The following is a 20543-nucleotide window of genomic DNA, read 5'->3' on the forward strand; positions in this document are numbered from 1 at the left end:
AAAATATGAAAAACCTTATCCTTTTTTTGGTGTGTAATTTAGTTTACATCTCCATAAACGCGCAATCCAAAGATACCACTACAAAAAAGCTGACCAGCGAACTGGAACAAATAGCCCAACGAAATCATATCAATGGATTCTCGGTTGCCATCGTAAATTCCGATTCCGTTTTATACACGCATGGATTTGGGTTTGCGGACGTATCCAATCAAAAGAAATACACCTCACATACCGTTCAAAATATTGCATCCGTCTCAAAAACATGTATTGGGTTAGCGCTGTTAAAGGCGCAAGAAATGGGAAAACTAAATCTTGACGACCCTATTAACAAGTACTTACCTTTTGAAGTTACAAATCCACATTTTCCTGAGGAATCCATTACCATAAGACACTTAGCGTCCCATACTTCCACCATAAGAGATGCTTCCCAATATGAGCGTAGAGGTTACATTTTAAGAAATTCAGAAAATGGCCAAGCAAGAGTGAATATGAATTTCCGCTCATCAGATGACTTAATGAATTATGACTTGTTCTTGGAAAAAATTCTAAGTTCCAAAGGTGAGTGGTATAAAAAAAAGAACTTCATCAAAAAGAAACCAGGCGAAATTTTTGAATACACCAATATCGGGGCAGGGCTCGCAGCCCTAGTATTGGAAAATGCGGTAGGTCAGCCTTTTCCGGAATTCACAAAAACCCATATTTTCGACCCCTTAGAGATGTCGAATACAGGTTGGTTTCTAAAAGATGTGGACGATTCAAAACACTCGAAATTATATGCGGAGAGAGACTTGGAATTGGCGCCTTATCAATTGGTCAATTATCCCGATGGGGGACTGATTACCTCCTCCACGGATTTAGGAAAGTATTTAAGTGAATTGATTTCAGGATATAATGGAAACGGTACCGTCTTGAATACCGAAAGTTATAAAGAGCTGTTTTCTCCCAATCTAAATGAAGAAAATCATAAAAACCGTAGTGACAGTGCTTATAACGATGAGTACAATATGGGTATTTTTATGGGCATGTCCGCTACCGGACAGATAGGTCATTCCGGTGGAGATCCTGCCGTAACTACCCTGATGTTCTTTAATTCCCAAACCAATACTGGAAAACTTTTAATAGCTAACACAGAATTGAGCAAAGAGGGTATCACAGAGTTTATTGATATTTTTAAAACACTGGCATCCTACGAAACTAAACTGTAATCGCCTTGTTCAAATATCTTCTAAAAGGAAGCATTTCTTTATACACCGAAATGACCCGCTCTTGAAAATCTTCCTGTTGTACCTCTTTTTGCGTCACCGGATGGGAAACGGCAAAACTCTTGTGTCTTAATAGTTCTATATGTTGGTGGTCTTGGGAAAATCCTTTGGGGGAAGTTTTTAGCATATCGTCCTCCATGAGGCCGCCGAACATATCCTTAAAAGATTTTTTGTTAATGATTTTTTTGAATTCCTCTCCGTTGTAATCAATGGCATCCCGAATACTAGTCAATATTTTTGAAGAAGGCCTATAAAAACCGCCCGCTATAAACGACTCGTTCAGCCCCAGATGTATGTAAAAATCCCCGGTGTCAGGCGCTTTATCCAAACCCGCCCCAAAGTGGTCCTTATAGGTAGGCTTCTCCGGATGGAACATCAAATTATTGTTGATCCGGTTGATTGCTTTCTTACCAGGAGTGGCGTAATAGTCCTTATCTACCTGGGCCAATTTGGCGTCCATTTCGTTGAGCCAACTTATATACCAATCCCTTACCTCATGGTAGCGTTTCCGGTTTTCGTCCATCCACTCTTTGGAATTGTTCTTGTCTAAATCGCGTAGAAAATCATATAGTTTGTAAAAACTCATAGCAGAATATTAAAAATTTATGAAAATAAGACATACAAGGCAAAACGTACCAAGTCCGAGGTTAGCGATAAGAGCTATTAACCTGGACGTTGGTTTCAAGAGATTTCTTTGTTGTTACTCCTCACGATAAGGTTTTTTTAAAATCCTCTATCACCACCTACGATATCCCCAAGGGTACCAAGAATACTTCCTTCCCCCTTATCCTTACCGCCTCTAGGTATGGCAGCCAATACCCTACCAGCCAAGCGGCTAAAGGGTAAGGATTGAATATAAACCGTACCAGGTCCTCTCAAAGTTGCGAAGAATAGTCCTTCCCCTCCAAAAACCGTATTTTTAATTCCTCCCACGAATTCAATATCATAATCCACCGTATGTGAAAAACCAACGATGCATCCGGTATCTACTTTTAACACTTCTCCGGCCGCCAATATTTTCTTGGCCATGGTGCCCCCTGCATGTACGAAGGCCATGCCGTCCCCTTCCAGCTTCTGCATAATGAAGCCTTCGCCGCCAAATAACCCTCTTCCTAATTTTCTAGAAAATTCAATCCCTACGGAAACGCCTTTGGCCGCACACAAAAAAGCATCTTTCTGACAAATGAACTTACCCCCTTTTTCAGAAAGGTCAATGGGCAATATTTTTCCTGGGTAGGGTGATGCAAAACTGACTTTCTTCTTCCCTTGCCCAACATTTAAAAAAGCGGTCATGAACAGGCTTTCTCCCGTTAACATTCGTTTACCGGCGGAGAAAATCTTTCCCAAAACACTACTGTCCTGGTTGGAACCATCCCCAAAAATGGTATCCATTTTAATATCGGGCTCCATCATCATAAAGCTCCCAGCCTCTGCTACCACGGCTTCCTGTGGGTCCAGCTCTATTTCTACATATTGCATTTCTTCGCCGTATATCTCGTAATCTACTTCGTGTGCGTTCATTTTTTAATTTGTTTTTTGTTGATACTAATAAGTAATTAAAGCTAAGATTATGTTACAAATTTGTTAGTAAAACTTGATTAATAGTAATCTAAAGTTATTATGTTAATTATTGACTTTGTTTAGTTTTACTTAATAATTGAATAGTTATTACTAATAATACTATTTTTTATTTTGGAATGAATAATATCATTAAAATCATAAGAACTTTACGAAAATCCACTTTGATTGATCTTGGAAAGAAATTAGGGTTAAAGAATATTGATTTAGAGAAAGATGAGCTTGTCAATGCAATAGAGGAATTATTCATAAAAAATGATAAAAAAAGAAATTTTACTGACAGTAGTTTTTTCAAAATAGGGTTCCCAATTTTAATGGTTCTATTTGGGTTTTTTATTGGACGAGTAACAGATATTTCCAACGCCGAAGTAAATGCTAACTTAACTAAAATTGACACCACCACCCAAAACAAAATCAATAAACTTTATCAACCACTACCCAGTAATTTTCAATTAAAAAGTTTGACGATAAGAGTGGACAAAAGCGTATTTGCTGATTATCTTCCAGAAATTAGAAACTTGTACACTACCAGTGGACTAAGAACAAGTTATGCAGATGAAGATTTTAAAGATACTATAGAAAGTGGGTTTCAATTTTATAATGGCAAATATAGTGATGAATTAAGAAATTTATTCGACGGTAAGGATTTAACTATTTCTATTGCAGTCGGAGATGACTTACTTGAACAAAATAGCCAATTACACAAACAATATTTTATTTGGAGTTATAGTACTAAACTATGGCTAAGAAATAATAATCAAGTTTTATACTATTGGGTTGACCATAAAAACAAAAGCAAGGAATATCTTGATATTGGCTACTATAATCCAGAAAATGATAAATATGTACGGCATAATAAAACACAATTCATAAATGATTTTGGCTCGGCAATGGATTTGTGTGATAAAATGGTTAGAGTATCAATTATTATAAATGAAAATAGTGGTTCTGGAATTAGACCTCCTAAAATTTCTTTCAATTACATTAAGTTGACCGATAACAATAATAGAGATTACGAAGTTGAATTTGTTAAACATTCGGAGTTTTATAGTGAGAAAATGTTAAAATCAGTTCGAAAGCATTACCCAGATTATAATCCTAAAAATCTGCAATGGTATATCGAAGGAGTATTTAAGTGCAAAAGTTTTTAGATATGAACTTGGATTGTTCTAGTCTATTCAGAGTGTATTCAATTTATTGTGCGATTAAATGTTTATTATCGTTTCGTTTACTAGTTGAACAAAAATGATTTTCGTTAAAGGTTGAGTTACGGTAACGTCCCTCTTATATCGATTATTTGTGTTCACGGAAAAGTGCCAACTATCAACTTTTCAACCTCACTGTCCACTCAAACTCAAAAGTACTCACCACTACCCCATCGGTGTTGATACCTACGGATTTCATCCAAAGGGTCTGTCCCTCACCCGTGGCGATGGTTTTGTCCAAGGCTTCCTTAATACGGTTTCCATCGATACAACTAAACGTGATGCGCCCGGTAGCCTTTTTGGAGAAGTTGGCCTTGTTGTTCAACACGAGCATGGATACTTTTTTCCCACTGTGCCGTATGGCACCCATGACCAATGCTCCCGTCGTTAATTCCGCAGCCATTCCCTGTACCGCCCAAAACATGGAACGAAACGGATTCTGATTGATCCAACGGTGCTTTACGGTAGCCGAACAATGGGTTTCGTCGAGATCCTTTACCCGTATACCGGTCCACCAAACGGATGGAAGTTTAAAAAAATTGAACGTATTTATTTTTCGAGGGGTCAAATCCATAGCTCCTTAATTTTCCTCAAATGTATTGAATTTAGGGGTATTCGAGGTCATTTCACACCTCAATATTCAAAAACTAAAATGTTAATATTATGTTAATTATTAGTACTATGTGTTGCATAGTACCTTCTTTTAGATATATATTTGCATAAGAAGTTATTAGGTATGCTATATAATTAGCTTTAACATAGTAACAAAAAATCAATCATTAGCAACGACCGAGCCATGACAGAATCATTAACAAAACACGAAAGAAATTTAGCCTCGCTCATACATGCGAGTACGTTCTCCAAATTCTTTATTCCCTTTGGAAACTTTATTCTACCATTGGTATTATGGACAGCGAACAAAAAGGAATATGAGTTTGTGGATTACAACGGCAAACAAGCCCTGAACTTTCAGATTAGCCTTCTACTCTACTCTATTGTTCTGGGTATCATAAGCGTACCATTCTTTATCGGCTTTTTGCCGGATATTTTTGATTTTGACAACTTTAGGTTCTTTAACCTGAACAAGTACAATACCATGAATTTTCATTTTGACAGTGATAATTTCTTTGGTCCATGGATCTGGCCTTTAGGAATAACCGGTTTAGCACAAGGTGCTTTATTTGTAGTGAATATTGTGTACACCATATTGGCAACCATTAGAACAAACGAGGGACAAACATTTAAATACCCCCTAACCATAAAATTCATAAAGTAATGAACCTTATAAAAATTATCATATATATCATAGTAGCATTTTTCGCCAGCATTGTGTCTGGACAGTCGACCGCGAACGCTGATTTGTTCCAAACCATAAAGAAATTGGACAGCACCTATTTTACCGCTTACAATGAATGTGATATGGCCAAACAAGAAAAAATGTACGACGAGGATATAGAATTTTACCATGATATGGGAGGTTTATCCACCGATAAAAAGGAGCTCTTGGAGAGTATTAAGAACAACATATGTGGGAAGGTCACCAGAAGTTTAGTAGAAGGAAGTATTGAGGTATATCCCATTAAGGATTATGGGGCCATTGAAATAGGAATGCATCAATTTTATAATAATCTAGAACCAAATGCAGAGTCAGAGCCTAGCAAATTCATTGTTTTTTGGAAACAAGCGGGGCCGGAATGGCATATTAGTAGAGTAGTAAGTTTACATTAAATAGGGTATTCATCACACCCGTAGGAGTTTAATTATCAATCAATCAAATCAATCAGGATGTTTATTCATCAATCAAAAAACGAACAGTTAAACCATGCAGCAGATCATTTCAAACAAAAAGAAAGGCTCATCTTCTAAGGGAGAACTGCATACAAAGCAAAAAGACGTTATGAATGTAGAAAATACAAAGGCGCAAATGCGAAAAGGAGTTTTGGAGTACTGCATACTGTCCATCCTAAACGGAAAAGACAAATATGCCTCCGAAATTCTAGAGACGCTAAAAGACGCTAAAATGCTGGTGGTAGAAGGTACCATTTACCCTCTTCTGACCCGATTAAAGAATGCAGGGCTTCTCAATTACAGATGGGAAGAATCTACATCCGGACCACCCCGAAAATACTATACCCTAACCGAAACGGGAAAACTTTTCCTAAAGGAACTGGATACCACTTGGGACGAATTAAGAAAGGCCACTAATGTGGTAACCAACACAAAAAACAGCTAACGATGAACAAGACAGTAAACATAAATTTAGCGAATACGCTCTTCCATATAGACGAAGACGCCTATAACAAAATGCGAAAATATTTGGAATCGGTAAAAAGATCCTTCGCAAACACACCTGGGAGTGACGAAATCCTGGCCGATATTGAGGCTAGAATAGCCGAACTTTTCTATGAAAAACTGGAAAACGAAAGGCAGGTCATAACCCATAAAGAAGTAGATGCGGTCATAGCCATAATGGGGCAACCCGAAGATTACATGGTAGATGAGGATATTTTTGAGGACGAGCCCAGACCTAAACGGGATCGGGAAACTACAAGGGTTAAGAAACTATACCGTGATACCGAACAAAAATATGTGGCAGGGGTTTCTTCCGGATTGGCACATTATCTGGGCATAGACCCACTTTGGGTACGTATACTTTGGGTGTTCTTGACCATTGGTTCCGGTGGAGGTTTTATACTCTTGTACGGTCTATTATGGATTTTAATTCCCGAGGCGCGCACTACTTCCCAAAAGTTGGATATGCGCGGTGAAACGGTAAACATTAGTAACATTGAGCGAAAAGTTAAGGAGGGTTTTGAGGACGTTGCGGATCGTGTAAAAAGTGTTGACTATGAGAAAGTAGGCGACACCGTCAAAAAAGGAGGAAAAACGTTTTTTGATACCATTGGAGATATCATCATGTTCCTTTTCAAGGTTTTTGGAAAGTTCATCGGCATTCTTTTAATCATCATCGGCGCTTCTACCCTGATTGGCCTTTTTATAGGGCTGATGACCGTAGGTATCATGGATATGGTGCATGTTCCCGGGGTAGATTTTTATAACGTGGTAAACTCCAGCAACCTGCCCATTTGGTTGGTTTCCTTACTTGCATTTTTTGCCGTAGGTATACCTTTCTTTTTCCTGTTATACCTGGGATTGAAGATTTTGGTGAACAACTTAAAATCCATTGGTAACATTGCCAAGTTCAGTTTATTGGGCCTTTGGCTGTTATCGGTCATTCTATTAGTGGTCTTCGGTATCAGGGAAGCCGCTTCCCATGCCTATACCGGGAGCACGACTTCCGAAAGTCAAATTTATTTCACAAATCCAGTGGATACATTGAATATTAATATGTCCACCTATGATTATGATAGGGAGAACCAGATGCATATGGGAAACATGATTATTACCTATAATGAGCAAGGTGAGAAAATCTTGGTTTCAGAAGATGTCCGGTTTAGGATTCAAAAATCAAAAGACAGCGTCTTTCGATTAAAAATAAGAAAAGAAGCGAACGGACCTTCTTTTGTAAAAGCAAAGGCTACCGCCGAGGAAATTGATTATAACTATGTGGTAGAGGGCAATACCATTGTTTTCAACGATTATCTATCCACAACGGGAAAAACCAAATTTAACGACCAAGAGGTCAAGGCCGATTTATTCATTCCCGTTGGAACGGTGCTACGGTACGATAGTGGCCAGGCCAGAGGTTGGAAGATGCGCGCCGATACGGATAGGGATGTAAACGACCTTGACGATTATATTTGGCAAATGACGTCCCAAGGCGAACTTACTTGCCTGGATTGCCCGGACGATATGGAGTATGAGGAAGATAGCGAGAACCGCATCCGTATCAATGGTAATGGTATAGACATCAATATCAACGAAAATGGAGAGCGGGGGAAAATCATTATCAACGAGGATGGCATCGATATCGATGTTAAAGATAATGGTGAATCGTTTAAAATGAAACTGGATGAAAATGGCGTTAAAATCAAGGCCGAGGACGGGGATACCACCGTAAGGAAAACCATCTCTAGAGATTAATCGTTGTTGAAGTTACAGTTCAGAAAGCAAGAACGACACTTCAGTAAGTATAAATAGAAAAATAATAATAAAACCAACAATTTTACATCAATCTAAAAAACAATAATCATGACAACACTAGTTAAAATTACAATGGCAATGGCACTCGCCTTATTTTTAACCTCTTGTGGCTTTGACGTTAACTTTGGCGACTTTGGCACGGGACAAAAAGGAAACGGCGTAGTCGTTGAAGAAAATAGGGAAGTTAGCGATGAATTTACGGTCGTATCGGCATCGGAAGGACTGGATGTTTACGTTACCCAAGACGATGAATTCTCGATCTCCGTGGAAGCCGACGAAAATATCATAGACCTTATCGGTACGGATATCAAGAACGGAAAATTACGCATCCACGCTATAGAAAATATTGGCAGGGCAACAAAGAAAGTTTTTGTGTCTTTACCAAGGGTAACCTCTTTGGAGAGTTCTAGTGGAGCACATTTAATTGCGCAGAACGTCATTAAATCCAACGAATTGAGTGTTGAATCGAGCAGTGGATCTATCCTGAGCCTAGAAGTAGAGGCAAACGAATTGGATATTGACGCCAGTAGTGGAGCCAACATCGATATTTCCGGAAAGGCTGGCGAGGTATATGTGGATGGTAGTAGTGGAGCCAATATCAGGGCCAAGGATTTATTGGCCAGGGAATGTAGGGCAGATGGCAGTAGCGGGTCTAACATAAGCGTCAACGTATCCGAATCCCTCACAGCGGATGCCAGCAGTGGAGCAAATATCTCCTATTCCGGCGACGCCACCGTTAAAACCAACAAATCGGTTTCGGGTAGTGTACACAAATATTAAGAACAATCAAACAACCAAAATCAAAACCCGCTGAAATTTCAGCGGGTTTTGATTTTCTCATAAGGGGCTATTGGCTATATTAGTCTTATGCAAATAAGTCTTAAAAAGTACGTACTCCCACTAAAGCATACCTTCAGTATCTCTAGGGAGTCCCATGATTTTCAGGATACTCTGATCGTAGGTCTTTTGTTAAATGGGCAAACAGGATACGGGGAGGCCACCTCCAATCCCTACTATCAAATTACGGTTGAAAGTATGATGGCAGAAATTGATGGAATCCGAAATGAAATTGAAAAATTTAATTTTACCACTCCGGAAAAATTTCATGCCTTTTTGGTATCCAGACAACTGACCAATTTTGCTATTTGCGCGTTGGATTTGGCGGCACATGACCTTTACGGGAAACTTCTAGGTAAGTCTTTGTACGAGGTTTGGGGCACGAAGACCAACCACTACCCCACCACTAACTACACTATAGGCATTGCACCTATTGAAAAGATGGTAGCCAAAATGAAGGAGTTTCCTTGGCCTATTTATAAAATCAAACTAGGGACTGACGATGACGTAGCCATTGTAAAGGAGCTAAGAAAACATACCGATGCCGTATTTAGGGTAGACGCCAACTGCGCTTGGACTGCTAAGGAAACCATAATCAACGCACCGCTTTTAAAGGAATTGAACGTGGAGTTTTTAGAGCAGCCCTTAAAAGCCGACGATTGGCAGGGTATGGAAAGGGTTATGCACCATAGTGTGCTCCCGGTAATGGCCGACGAAAGCTGTATCGTGGAAACTGATGTGGAAAAATGTGGGCTTCACTTTAGCGGCATAAACATTAAGTTGACCAAATGCGGAGGACTTACCCCTGCCCTACGCATGATTAAAAAAGGGAAGGAACTGGGTCTGAAAATTATGGTGGGCTGCATGACGGAATCCACCGTAGGTATTTCTGCCATTGCCCAACTTCTACCTCAATTGGATTATGTGGACATGGATGGAGCTTTACTTTTAAAGAAGGATATTGCACAAGGGGTGAGCATAGAAGCCGATGGCAGTGTTGTTTTTCCATCACTTGGAGGAAGTGGTGTAATCTTGAACCAATGGTAGTAAACGTAGATTCCTTTCCAGGTCGGGAACTAATGATAGCAGGTATGCCGCATCTCTATTTTGGGGGAACGGCGTATTTAGGTTTGCAACAATACCCAGAATTCCAGGAGTTATTCATTGAAAACATCAAAAGATATGGCACTAATTACAGTGCCTCCAGAATATCCAACGTGCGCTTACCTGTTTTCGAGACTGTCGAGGCCCACTTGGCTAAAACCGTACAAAGTGAGGCGTGTATGACCTTCTCGTCTGGCTACTTAGCTGGACAGTTCATATCCAAATTTCTACAGGACAAACATCACAAATTCTTTTATACACCTAACACACACTCTGCGGTTCATCAAAAAAGACCAAAATCCTATGTTACGTATTCTAGCCTATTATTTGCGTTAGAGAGGCATTTATCTGCCTCCAAGTTGGTGACACCGGTGATTTTTTTAGATGCCATTGATTTTTCAGGAGCAAATTACCCTGATTTTCAGGGCCTAAAAAACTTGCCCTTAAACGAATGCATACTGGTTGTGGATGATTCTCATGGTATCGGCGTGGTTGGAAAAAATGGGCAGGGGGTATATGCCACCTTGAAAAAATTTAACCCGAAAAAGCTTTTCGTCTGTTGTTCCTTGGGTAAAGGTCTGGGCATACAAGCTGGAGCAATTTTTGGTGACAAAAGCGATATTAACTCCATGATGGCCACTCCATTTTTTGGGGGTGCCAGTCCTGCAAGTCCGGCGTGTATGAATACCTATCTCCAAGCACAAAACATTTATAAGGATAGAAGGAAGGTCTTGAACAAGAACATTCAAATGTTTTTAAAGGAAGTCCATCACTTGGAAAAGTTTAGATTCATGCCTAACCATTCCGTATTTTCTTTTCATAATCCGGAACTCGTCAAGTTTTTAAAAAAGCACCATATGATAATTACTGATTTTAATTATCCGAACGAGGCATCTAAAGCATTGAGCCGAATCGTCATTTCTGCAGCCCATCAATCTGAAGATATTAAAAAGCTAGTAGCTACGCTAAATACCTTCTATTCATAATTTCAATAATTTAACTTGTATTATGAATATACTGTAAATTATAAAAGCAATTTTTGTGGATTTAATAGTATAATTCGTATCTTTTATGGTATTAATAACTTTAAAATACACAACCATGAAAAAATTACTTGGATTGGTTTTTTTGATGTTGATAATGGTATCCGCTACTAGTATCACTTCTTCAAAGCTACAAACGACCCCCTCACTGGAAGGAACTTGGGAACTGATTAACCGATACAATTACGATGAGTCAGGAGTATCGGATACACTTCAAAACGTAAATGGATATAGACAGGTTAAAATTTATAGCAAGGGAAAAGTTATGTGGACACGTTATTCCCCTGATGATCCTGCGGAATGGTTTGGATACGGCTCCTATACCAATACCGCAAATGAGTTGGAGGAACGTTTGGAATATGGTTCCGCGGCAATGATGGGTATTCAAGATACGGTCAAAGTATTTAAGTTTGAACTTATATTGGATGATGATACTTACAGCCAAATATCCCTAGATGATGAAGGAAAACGCTATTTCGCAGAAAATTACCGCCGAATAGATTAAAAAACCTAATACTAGAACAAAAAAATGCGGCATAAATGCCGCATTTTTTATTGAATCAAGGTCGTCGATATTATGAAATATTGTACTGATCCGCTACCGCTTCTTCAACAGAACCTATGGATGCTAAATAACGCTCGGCATCCAAGGCTGCCATGCATCCAGTTCCTGCGGCAGTTACCGCTTGTCTGTACTCTTTGTCCTGCGCGTCTCCAGATGCAAAAACTCCAGGCAAGTTCGTTTTGGTAGATTTTCCCTTAGTAATCAAATATCCTGTTTCGTCCATATCTAGCTGCCCCTTAAAGATATCCGTATTGGGCTTATGGCCGATGGCAATGAACAATCCCGTAATGGAAATTTCCTCTTTCTCACCAGTCTGATTGTTCACCATTCGCAAGCCCTCTACAACCTGATCTCCAAGAACCTCGTCAACCTCTGTATTATATCTAATCTCAATATTCTTAAGACTGTTCACCCGATGCTGCATTGCTTTGGAGGCCCTCATATGGTCCTTTCGGACTAGCATCGTAACCTTATTACAGATATTGGCCAAATAAGAGGCCTCTTCCGCTGCGGTATCCCCAGCCCCAACTATAGCAACGTCCTGTCCCTTATAAAAGAATCCGTCACAGACAGCACAGGCAGAAACTCCACCCCCACGCAATCTTTGTTCGCTAGGTATATTCAGATACTTCGCGCTGGCACCCGTAGCAATAATAATGGTCTCTGCCTCTATTACTTTATCGTTATCCGCGGTGACCTTATGGATACCTCCAACTTCCTTACTGAATTCAACTGCGGTGATCATACCAATACGCACTTCGGTTCCAAAACGTTCCGCTTGCTGTTGAAGCTGTATCATCATGGTTGGCCCGTCAATTCCTTCAGGATATCCTGGAAAATTGTCCACCTCTGTAGTAGTCGTTAGTTGTCCGCCAGGCTCCATTCCTGTATACATCAATGGTTTCAAATCGGCTCTCGCGGCATAAATAGCTGCTGTATAACCTGCAGGTCCGGACCCAATTATCAATGTTTTAACTCGTTCTATCTTATCTGACATATGTTCTAAATTTCAATCAAAATTATATTACAAAAGTAGGTTTTTGCCTAAAAAACTTACAGTTAAGTTATTAAAAGTTTTCAATCTCGATATTCAAGAAAATACTGAAATTTCTGACTATTCAGTTAACATATCTACGGTTGCCACCGTTCTGAACCCTAAATGTTCCAAAGAAGAATCCATACTGGAACCCATTCTTGCAGAAATCCGATAACTGGCACAATACGAAGCGCTACATAGAAAAGAACCTCCCTTCATCACCTTCTCTTTCGCATAGGGATTATTAGGAGTATATGGTCCGCTAGCGCCCATAGGATTTCGCAGGATAGCATCACCCGTCGATATGTCTTTGTAATAATTATGATTGTACCAATCGCTAGTCCATTCCCAAACATTTCCGGCCATATCATAAAGGCCGTAGTTATTGGGGGGATAGGATTTCACCGGAGCTCTCAATTCAAAACCATCCATCTTGGTGTTCACAACAGGAAACTCGCCCTCCCAGGTATTTGCCATTAGATTTAGTTTAGAGCTATCATCTCCCCAAAAATAAGTCGTGTCAATATTGCCTCCCCTAGCTGCACGCTCCCATTCCGCCTCCGTTGGTAAACGCCGGCCGGCCCAATCGCAATAGGCCAAGGCATCTTTATAGGCCACTTGTACCACGGGGTAATTTTCTTTACCAATGATATTACTATCCGGTCCATTTGGATGTTTCCAGTTTGCCCCAATGGTCCATTTCCACCACTGAGAGAAATCGTAGAAGTTAGGAACCGAGCTTTTAGTTTTCTTAAAGGTTAAAGCTCCGGGTTTAAGAATGGAATCATGGGGTTTTTCCGTTCCTTCGGGGACCTGTTTTTTTAGTTCGTCCCAATCAATAGCTCTTTCCGCCACCGTGATATAATCAGTTTCGGCAACGAATTTGGCAAATTGCGCATTCGTCACTTCGGTAGCATCCATAAAGAAACCATCGACCGTTACACTAATGGCAGGTTTTTCGTGGTCCATGGCCATTTTATCCTGAGCTACAGCGCCTTGCATGAGCTCACCTCCGGGAATCCAAACCATATTTACAGGAGTTTGTACACCTTCCGGTTGGCTGACCAAAACAGGGGCAGCAGTCTGATTGTCGGTTACCTCAGTCGATGTTTCCGAGGTAGCCGATGGCCCTACTTTTTTTTCTTTGCGCTCTTTGCATCCCAGAAGTACTGATCCAATAAATAAAAGCAGTATGACGGTAGTGGCTTCTCTTTTTATCATAATAGTCTTTAATAAAAAGTCAAAGTTACCTTATTTTTCACTCAACAAACCTTGCTCCAGTAAAGGAATCTCAAAGCGTTCGACCTCAGATTTTGTATGTTGGTTCTCAAAAATAACTGCAGCTTCTGCAAGAATATTAGGATGTTGGTCCGCAACATTCTCCTGTTCGGTAGGATCGATCGCTAGGTTATACAATTCCAGTGTGGGTTGCTCGTCATCTTTCAAATGCTGTCGCACTATCTTCCAATCTCCCTTGCGTATGGCAACCTGTCCTCCGTACTCTGGAAATTCCCAATATAAAAATTCGTGTTCCGGTTGATTTCCCTGGGACAATAAAGTCGATAAAAGGCTAATGCCATCCGTGTCTTTGGGAATACTCATATCCGCGATATCATAAAATGTCGCTAACATATCGTAATGCGAAGAAATAAGGTCGCTTTCTGAGTTCGGATTGATTTTTTCCGGCCAAGTGAAAAATGTGGGTACGCGTATACCACCTTCGTAGACGAACCCTTTTCCTTTTCCATATTTTCCGACAAATGGCTGTGCACTATCAAAAAATTCCGGATCAGCACCTCCCGCATAGCTGGGACCATTATCCGATGTAAAAACAATCAATGTATTTTCATAAATTCCTTCGTCCTTAAGTTGTTGTACCAGCTTACCTATATTTTCATCCAAATAGGAAATCATGGCTGCATAGGCGGCATGCGGATTCTTGTGTGAAAAATAGCGATTGCTACCTCCTGAGAGGTATGGTTCTTCCGGTCCAAATTTATCTACATAGTAATCTACCCACCGCTGAGGAGCCTGTAAGGCGACATGCGGTATTGGCGTTGCCCAATACAAAAAGAAAGGATTTTTCTTATTGTCCGCTACAAAATCCGTTAGTTCTCGGAACATTAAATCCGGGGCATAATCCGCCAGCGTAAAATCCGAATAACTACTGTCGTCCATAGGATCTGCACCCTCCGGAAAAGGTGTGTTTGGCGCAATGGTATCGTTTGCCAAATGAACCCTATTTCTATTTTTATACAGATGTAGGGGATAATAGGTGTGCGCCTGTCTTTGGCAATTGTAACCATAGAAAAAATCAAAACCCATTTCATTGGGAATTGATTTTGTATGTGGTGCCCCAAGACCCCATTTTCCTACAAGTCCAGTTTTATATCCTGCTTCTTGAAGACCCTGTGCCAGCGTTTTTGTGTTCTCTGGCATAGGATGTTGACCTTCTAGGGTAGAATCTTTAGCCATAGCCTTATAGTCCCATACATCTCCCCTATCTCCCCATTCATGATTACCCCTAATAAATGCGTGTCCAGAATGTTTTCCCGTCAAAAACATATATCGTGCAGGAGCGCATACTGGAGCGCTTGTGTAGTGTTGGGTAAATACCATACCATTTTTTGCCAAGGCATCAATATTTGGTGTCTCAATTTTGTCTTGTCTAAAAACCCCTATTTCTCCATAACCTAAATCATCTGCTAGGATATATATAATATTCGGTTTCCTCTCAGACGTTCTCGATGGTTCTTTTTTAGCCTCCACACAGGAAAAAGCGACACCAACACAAAGGAGCAGTACAACACTTTTTTTAAGCAAACTCATAAATTTATGATTACATTACTAGTGTTTTTCCCGGCGTTGGAATAGTATAAAAACCATCGGCATTAGGTTGGACCGGAGCAGGTGAATCCCAGGACAATTCATCCGGAGCTAATTTCAAATCCGATTGCATAGCTTCATCCCATTTTATGACTTTACCAGAATACGTGGCCATTCTTCCCAGGATAGCGGACATTGTGCTTTTTGCTCCATTTTCTGCATCAGCTAGAACACCACCATTTCTTATTGATTCGAATAGTTTGATATGCTCCACTTGATAGGGATTAGGGTCATCCTTCCCTCGATGCTCAAAGAGATTATTTCCTGACCAGTCCTTCATACTCACCTCATCTCCCGATGTGGAAACCGTTCCGTTTGTTCCCTGAAAAAATTCGGCAACGCGGTTCATGGTATCTGGTTGATGGCGACATTGACCGGCAACAACCGCGCCGCTGGGGTAGGTGAACTCCACAAAATGGTGGTCAAATATTTCTCCATGATCCTTGCCCGTACGAACCTCACGACCGCCCATACCTTGGGCAGATACCGGATATTCTCCGATAAACCAATTCGCAACATCGATATTATGAATATGCTGCTCCAAAATATGATCTCCACATAACCAATTGAAATAATACCAATTTCGCATTTGGTATTCGAGTTCCGTTTGGTTAGGTTGTCGTTCTCTCACCCATACGCCGCCACTGTTCCAATAAACCTGCCCGGATACAATCTTTCCAATCTTATTTTGCTTTAATTGTTCCATTGCGGCAAGGTAACTATCCTGATAGTGCCTTTGAAGACCCACCACCACATTCAATTTATTTTCCTTAGCCTTTTTAGCAGCTGCCAAGACCCTTCTCACCCCAGGAACATCAGTAGCCACTGGCTTCTCCATAAAAATGTGTTTGCCAGCGTTTACAGCATACTCAAAATGTTGCGGTCTAAAACCTGGAGGTGTAGCCAGAATAACAACATCTGCTAAGTCTATTGCCTTTTTTGCGCCTTCAAAACCAACAAATCTATTTGCTTCGGGCACATTTACTTTTTTGGTTTCGCCCATTTCCTTCAAGATGTTGGACAAACTCCCGTCTAATCTATCCCGAAAAGCATCCGCCATTGCAACTAACTCTATGTTGTCATCTGCGTTCAAGGCCTGTATGGCAGCACCAGTACCCCTACCACCACATCCAACCACGGCTAGTTTCAGTTTCTTGTTGTCAAAAATATTATACATGGCATTTATCGAGGTAGTGGGCAACAATAATCCACCTGTCACCAACGCAGTATTTTTACAGAAGTTCCTACGAGTGTTCTTTAAATTCCTGTCGTAATCAGTATTGTTTTTCATGTTCTTATTTGATATTATGGTTAGAGATATTAAAGCTATAGAAGTTAAAAGATAAGGAATCTGGTAAAAAATATCACGGTCAATATTCTAAAAAGAGTAAATTACCGTCCATAAATTATCTTGGTTAGATTTTTAAATCAGTCGAATCCCCAGACATGAACCTTTTAAAAAAAAATAACGTATTCTATTTTTTTTCTGTACCCGTATTGATTGTGCTGCTCATGTCTATTTCCTGTAGGGAGCAATCAAAAAAAACGGAGGTAGAAAATTATGCCCATACTAATGCGCTTATTAACGAAACAAGTCCCTATCTGCTACAACATGCGCACAATCCGGTGGATTGGAGACCTTGGAGCCAAGAAGCCTTACAGGAAGCAAAAGAAAAGAACAAGTTAGTGCTGGTCAGTATTGGCTATTCTTCTTGCCATTGGTGCCATGTTATGGAGGAAGAAACTTTTGAAAACGATTCCATAGCGAAATTGATGAACGAAAATTTTATCAATATCAAAGTGGATCGTGAGGAACGACCAGATGTGGACCAGGTATATATGACGGCCGTTCAATTAATGAAGGGAAATGGAGGTTGGCCGTTAAACGTCATTACACTTCCCAACGGGAAACCACTCTATGGGGGTACCTATCACACTAAAAATCAATGGCAAAAAGTACTTACCGAAATCAGTAGACTGTACAAAGAAAATCCAGAAAAGGCGGAAGAGTATTCGGATATGGTGGCCCTAGGCATCCAAGAGGCAAACTTGATAGCGCCTTCAAAGGATTTTGAACAATTAAATGAGGACGTGCTTACTCAAAGTGTGGAAAATTGGAAGTCTACATGGGATACCGAATGGGGAGGCGATCAGCGAGATGAAAAATTTATGTTGCCCGTAAACTTAAATTTTTTATTGGATTATGCTTTATTAACCAATGACAAGGAAGTGCTGAAACATGTAGAACTTACCTTGGATAAGATTTCCTTGGGCGGCATCTATGACCATGTAGGAGGTGGATTCTTTAGGTATAGTACCGATTCGCAGTGGAAAGTGCCGCATTTTGAAAAAATGCTTTATGATAACGCGCAAGCGTTAAGCCTTTATTCCAAGGCATTTAAAGTCTTCAAAAAAGATGCATACAAAAACATTGTTCTGGGCACCATAGCATTTTTGGAACGTGAGATGAAGGCGAAGGAGGGTGGCTATTTTGCTGCGTTGGACGCGGATAGTGAAGGCGAAGAGGGTAAGTTTTACGTTTGGACCAAAGAAGAACTTCAACAGGTTCTTGGGAGTGATTTTGATCTTTTCTCAGCCTATTATAATGTGGAGGAGAATAAAGTTTGGGGAAATAATTCTTACGTGCTGCATAAATCGATTAGTGATAGAGCATTCATCCTGGCAAGTTCCATGAGCCTGGCCGATCTGAAAAGCTATAAAAATAAGTGGCAACAGAAATTACTGGTGGCTAGATCAATGAGAACTAGACCAAGAACCGATGACAAAATAATCACTTCTTGGAACTCTTTATTGATTAAGGGCTATGTGGATGCGTATATGGCATTTGGGAACCCCGAGTTTCTTGGGAGTGCCGAGGAGCTTATGCAGCATATCCAAGCTAATAGTTACCAAGCAGGCAAATTGGGGCATTCCTATAAAGAAGGCAGCAAACATATTGATGCATTTCTAGAAGACTACACATTTCTGGCACATGCTGCACTTAGGCTTTATGAGGCCTCCTTGAACACTGAATATTTAATGTTCGGGCAAAAGTTAATGGAAACCGTTGAAAGAAATTTTGCTGATGAAGCCTCAGGAATGTATACCTACAATCAGGACAACATACTCATTTCCAAAGTAATTAAAACTGATGACGGCGTCATCCCGTCACCAAATTCCGTGATGGCCAATAACCTTTTTAAATTAGGTCATATTTATTATGAACCGGAAAAAATCACCAAATCTAAAGAGATGATATCTTCCATCGTACCATTGTTTAAGGAAGATGCCTACGCTTATGCCAATTGGGGAACGCTTCTATCCCATATCGCCTATCCCTATTATGAGGTGGCCATTGTTGGAAAAGATACGGGAATATTTTTGAAGGAAATGGGAGCAAAGAATATCCCCAATATCCTTTTGGTCGGTAGTACGGATAGTAGTGAAATTGCGTTATTTAAAGATAGATTTTTTGAGAACGACACATTTATATATGTATGCCAAGACAATGCCTGTAAGTTACCGGTAAAAACAGTAAAAGGAGCTTTGGAGCTTTTAAGACCGGATGGCGTAGAAGGATTAAGCCCGTTTGGGGCCAACAATTTCAAATAAATGCCCGTAAACCCTTATTTGGATTAGAAATTCAAGTTAGGAGTGACTTTTCATTTTGATTATATTTGATTTCACCATTTTCAACCTATGCTTTCAACTCTAGCCATTGCCATACAACAGGACAAAGAAATTTTGACCTTCTATGGTTGGTGGCAATTTGCGGTATGTCTATTCGCCTTCCTCTCTCTTTTTGCTATCTGGTGGCATATTGGGAAGAAGCAAAACGATTTTGGACAAGTTTGGCTAGCACTTTCTGTACTGTGCTGGAGCATTTCCGGAATAACCGAAGTTTACTTTAATCAGGAATCTACTTTCAATTCCCTACTCTTGGAAGGATCGCGCAGTATTCTTTCGCTTACCAACAGTTTGTTCATTCTACTTGCCCTGCCATGGTTTCGGTTTATACCAAAATCTATCGAGCCTCTTATAAAATCTAAACATTGGAAATTCATTGTAGGCCTACCATTCCTGTTTTCCATCCTCCCTACAATCAGTAAAATGATATCGGGAAGAACCATAGCGATAATTAGTGAATTGGATGTGTACTATGCCGTATTAACCTTAGCTTTTTTGGGTTATGTCCTGTGGGAATCCTTTGCGAAAAGAAGGTTGAAAATTTTAGCATGGCTCTCTGTAGTGTGCATCATAATAACTTTAGTTGCCCAGTTCTATAAGCTTACGGATGCATCTGTAAATCTTAACTTGTTTTCTTCAATTTTCAAGACATGCCTTATCATGATATTCTTTGCCCTAGCATTAAGCTGGGTAAAGGAACTATCCGAAAACATACTTCCAAAACCTGAATTTATTAAACTGAGTTTTGAAAAGGACAAATCGAATGGAAGACGACATAAATCCGTTATACTACAGGGGATTTCCGGAAACGACAAAAGAAGAATTCAACTGACACCAACCATTTTCAGTTTGCTCTATAAGTTCGCAGAAAACAAAAAATCTCCTAGAGATGGTTGGTTGGAAATAAAACCAAAGAATTTTGATGGCAGTCGGAAAATCTATGACATCAATGATTACAATGAAATAAAACGATTGCTCTTCACCTTGCTGGACGGACTTTTTGGGAAAGGAAATTGGACACGTGAACACCACCTGAATCCGTTGAAGGAGATACTTTTTGAAATGTCGGAAAAACGCGAGCGTAAAATTCGACTGGCAATTCCATCGGAGAATATTACCCTGTAATAAAAGTCTTTAGCTTCGTTTTGTCAGTAACTTGTTTACTGACATTTCAAACTCTTTTCTGACGTTCAACGTGATTAAAAAATAGTTGTCCCATTTTGCCGTCAAAAGCAA

General features: G+C 40.0%; 19 protein-coding genes. 12 read left to right on the plus strand and 7 right to left on the minus strand.

All coding sequences use genetic code 11. The annotated features are described in order from the left end of the window. Positions 1-5: 5 nt before the first annotated feature. On the plus strand, positions 6-1205 hold the full coding sequence (locus N8A89_RS01065) for a serine hydrolase domain-containing protein (RefSeq protein WP_289644728.1): 1200 nt from the start codon (positions 6-8) through the stop codon (positions 1203-1205). Here the strand turns inward: N8A89_RS01065 and N8A89_RS01070 are convergent. Together N8A89_RS01070 and N8A89_RS01075 are read right to left on the minus strand one after the other, a co-directional pair. Further along, entirely contained in the window at positions 1195-1848 is a 654-nt protein-coding gene (locus N8A89_RS01070) for a DUF2461 domain-containing protein (protein ID WP_281540598.1), read from the minus strand. The genes N8A89_RS01065 and N8A89_RS01070 overlap by 11 nt on opposite strands. A gap of 137 nt (positions 1849-1985) precedes the next feature. Further along, positions 1986-2783: a TIGR00266 family protein gene (locus N8A89_RS01075; protein WP_289644729.1), complete on the minus strand. Its 798-nt coding sequence runs from the start codon at positions 2781-2783 to the stop codon at positions 1986-1988. A gap of 176 nt (positions 2784-2959) precedes the next feature. Between N8A89_RS01075 and N8A89_RS01080 the strand changes: the two genes are divergently transcribed. Then, positions 2960-3991, plus strand: coding sequence for a hypothetical protein (locus N8A89_RS01080; RefSeq protein ID WP_281540599.1), 1032 nt, complete (start codon positions 2960-2962; stop codon positions 3989-3991). 172 nt (positions 3992-4163) lie between these two features. Here N8A89_RS01080 and N8A89_RS01085 read toward each other — a convergent pair whose 3' ends face one another. Continuing rightward, positions 4164-4619, minus strand: a complete 456-nt coding sequence (locus N8A89_RS01085) for a DUF4442 domain-containing protein (RefSeq protein WP_281540600.1) — start codon at positions 4617-4619, stop codon at positions 4164-4166. Between the two features lie 222 nt (positions 4620-4841). Here N8A89_RS01085 and N8A89_RS01090 point away from each other — a divergent pair, with 222 nt between their 5' ends. The 8 genes from N8A89_RS01090 to N8A89_RS01125 all read left to right on the plus strand — a co-directional run bounded on the left by N8A89_RS01090 (position 4842) and on the right by N8A89_RS01125 (position 11638). Further along, complete coding sequence (locus N8A89_RS01090) at positions 4842-5321, plus strand: DUF4870 domain-containing protein (protein WP_281540601.1); 480 nt, start codon at positions 4842-4844, stop codon at positions 5319-5321. Next, positions 5321-5773 (plus strand): nuclear transport factor 2 family protein, encoded by a 453-nt coding sequence (locus N8A89_RS01095; protein WP_281540602.1) that lies wholly within the window; start codon positions 5321-5323, stop codon positions 5771-5773. Before N8A89_RS01090 ends, N8A89_RS01095 begins: the two co-directional genes overlap by 1 nt. Positions 5774-5942: 169 nt before the next feature. Beyond that, entirely contained in the window at positions 5943-6278 is a 336-nt protein-coding gene (locus tag N8A89_RS01100) for a PadR family transcriptional regulator (RefSeq protein ID WP_281543319.1), read from the plus strand. Between the two features lie 2 nt (positions 6279-6280). After that, complete coding sequence (locus N8A89_RS01105) at positions 6281-8089, plus strand: PspC domain-containing protein (RefSeq protein WP_281540603.1); 1809 nt, start codon at positions 6281-6283, stop codon at positions 8087-8089. Positions 8090-8197: 108 nt separating this feature from the next. After that, positions 8198-8929, plus strand: coding sequence for a head GIN domain-containing protein (locus tag N8A89_RS01110; protein WP_281540604.1), 732 nt, complete (start codon positions 8198-8200; stop codon positions 8927-8929). 87 nt (positions 8930-9016) lie between these two features. Beyond that, complete coding sequence (locus tag N8A89_RS01115; protein ID WP_281540605.1) at positions 9017-10033, plus strand: dipeptide epimerase; 1017 nt, start codon at positions 9017-9019, stop codon at positions 10031-10033. Next, entirely contained in the window at positions 10027-11076 is a 1050-nt protein-coding gene (locus tag N8A89_RS01120) for a PLP-dependent aminotransferase family protein (protein WP_281540606.1), read from the plus strand. Before N8A89_RS01115 ends, N8A89_RS01120 begins: the two co-directional genes overlap by 7 nt. A 115-nt stretch (positions 11077-11191) precedes the next feature. Continuing rightward, the gene (locus tag N8A89_RS01125) at positions 11192-11638 is read left to right on the plus strand and encodes a hypothetical protein (RefSeq protein ID WP_281540607.1); all 447 of its coding nucleotides are present in this window, start codon (positions 11192-11194) and stop codon (positions 11636-11638) included. A gap of 70 nt (positions 11639-11708) precedes the next feature. On the opposite strand, the gene trxB is transcribed toward N8A89_RS01125, so the two are convergent. The 4 genes from trxB to N8A89_RS01145 form a co-directional block, all read right to left on the minus strand. Continuing rightward, positions 11709-12695, minus strand: a complete 987-nt coding sequence (gene trxB / locus N8A89_RS01130) for a thioredoxin-disulfide reductase (protein ID WP_281540608.1) — start codon at positions 12693-12695, stop codon at positions 11709-11711. 117 nt (positions 12696-12812) lie between these two features. Then, positions 12813-13955, minus strand: coding sequence for a formylglycine-generating enzyme family protein (locus N8A89_RS01135; RefSeq protein ID WP_289644730.1), 1143 nt, complete (start codon positions 13953-13955; stop codon positions 12813-12815). 30 nt (positions 13956-13985) lie between these two features. Beyond that, complete coding sequence (locus N8A89_RS01140) at positions 13986-15563, minus strand: arylsulfatase (RefSeq protein ID WP_281540610.1); 1578 nt, start codon at positions 15561-15563, stop codon at positions 13986-13988. A gap of 10 nt (positions 15564-15573) precedes the next feature. Then, positions 15574-16911: a Gfo/Idh/MocA family protein gene (locus N8A89_RS01145; protein ID WP_281540611.1), complete on the minus strand. Its 1338-nt coding sequence runs from the start codon at positions 16909-16911 to the stop codon at positions 15574-15576. 155 nt (positions 16912-17066) lie between these two features. On the opposite strand from N8A89_RS01145, the gene N8A89_RS01150 reads away from it, so the two are divergent. Together N8A89_RS01150 and N8A89_RS01155 are read left to right on the plus strand one after the other, a co-directional pair. Continuing rightward, positions 17067-19232, plus strand: a complete 2166-nt coding sequence (locus tag N8A89_RS01150; protein WP_289644731.1) for a thioredoxin domain-containing protein — start codon at positions 17067-17069, stop codon at positions 19230-19232. Between the two features lie 87 nt (positions 19233-19319). After that, positions 19320-20432 (plus strand): hypothetical protein, encoded by a 1113-nt coding sequence (locus tag N8A89_RS01155; protein ID WP_281540613.1) that lies wholly within the window; start codon positions 19320-19322, stop codon positions 20430-20432. Positions 20433-20543: the final 111 nt, after the last annotated feature.

The organism is Maribacter aestuarii (genome assembly GCF_027474845.2).
GTDB lineage: Bacteria > Bacteroidota > Bacteroidia > Flavobacteriales > Flavobacteriaceae > Maribacter > Maribacter aestuarii.

Coding starts and splice junctions, on each gene's coding strand:
- N8A89_RS01065 (WP_289644728.1), top strand. CDS start 6: ATGAAAAACCTTATCCTTTTTTTGGTGTGTAATTTAGTTTACATCTCC.
- N8A89_RS01070 (WP_281540598.1), bottom strand. CDS start 1,848: ATGAGTTTTTACAAACTATATGATTTTCTACGCGATTTAGACAAGAAC.
- N8A89_RS01075 (WP_289644729.1), bottom strand. CDS start 2,783: ATGAACGCACACGAAGTAGATTACGAGATATACGGCGAAGAAATGCAA.
- N8A89_RS01080 (WP_281540599.1), top strand. CDS start 2,960: ATGAATAATATCATTAAAATCATAAGAACTTTACGAAAATCCACTTTG.
- N8A89_RS01085 (WP_281540600.1), bottom strand. CDS start 4,619: ATGGATTTGACCCCTCGAAAAATAAATACGTTCAATTTTTTTAAACTT.
- N8A89_RS01090 (WP_281540601.1), top strand. CDS start 4,842: ATGACAGAATCATTAACAAAACACGAAAGAAATTTAGCCTCGCTCATA.
- N8A89_RS01095 (WP_281540602.1), top strand. CDS start 5,321: ATGAACCTTATAAAAATTATCATATATATCATAGTAGCATTTTTCGCC.
- N8A89_RS01100 (WP_281543319.1), top strand. CDS start 5,943: ATGAATGTAGAAAATACAAAGGCGCAAATGCGAAAAGGAGTTTTGGAG.
- N8A89_RS01105 (WP_281540603.1), top strand. CDS start 6,281: ATGAACAAGACAGTAAACATAAATTTAGCGAATACGCTCTTCCATATA.
- N8A89_RS01110 (WP_281540604.1), top strand. CDS start 8,198: ATGACAACACTAGTTAAAATTACAATGGCAATGGCACTCGCCTTATTT.
- N8A89_RS01115 (WP_281540605.1), top strand. CDS start 9,017: ATGCAAATAAGTCTTAAAAAGTACGTACTCCCACTAAAGCATACCTTC.
- N8A89_RS01120 (WP_281540606.1), top strand. CDS start 10,027: ATGGTAGTAAACGTAGATTCCTTTCCAGGTCGGGAACTAATGATAGCA.
- N8A89_RS01125 (WP_281540607.1), top strand. CDS start 11,192: ATGAAAAAATTACTTGGATTGGTTTTTTTGATGTTGATAATGGTATCC.
- trxB (WP_281540608.1), bottom strand. CDS start 12,695: ATGTCAGATAAGATAGAACGAGTTAAAACATTGATAATTGGGTCCGGA.
- N8A89_RS01135 (WP_289644730.1), bottom strand. CDS start 13,955: ATGATAAAAAGAGAAGCCACTACCGTCATACTGCTTTTATTTATTGGA.
- N8A89_RS01140 (WP_281540610.1), bottom strand. CDS start 15,563: ATGAGTTTGCTTAAAAAAAGTGTTGTACTGCTCCTTTGTGTTGGTGTC.
- N8A89_RS01145 (WP_281540611.1), bottom strand. CDS start 16,911: ATGAAAAACAATACTGATTACGACAGGAATTTAAAGAACACTCGTAGG.
- N8A89_RS01150 (WP_289644731.1), top strand. CDS start 17,067: ATGAACCTTTTAAAAAAAAATAACGTATTCTATTTTTTTTCTGTACCC.
- N8A89_RS01155 (WP_281540613.1), top strand. CDS start 19,320: ATGCTTTCAACTCTAGCCATTGCCATACAACAGGACAAAGAAATTTTG.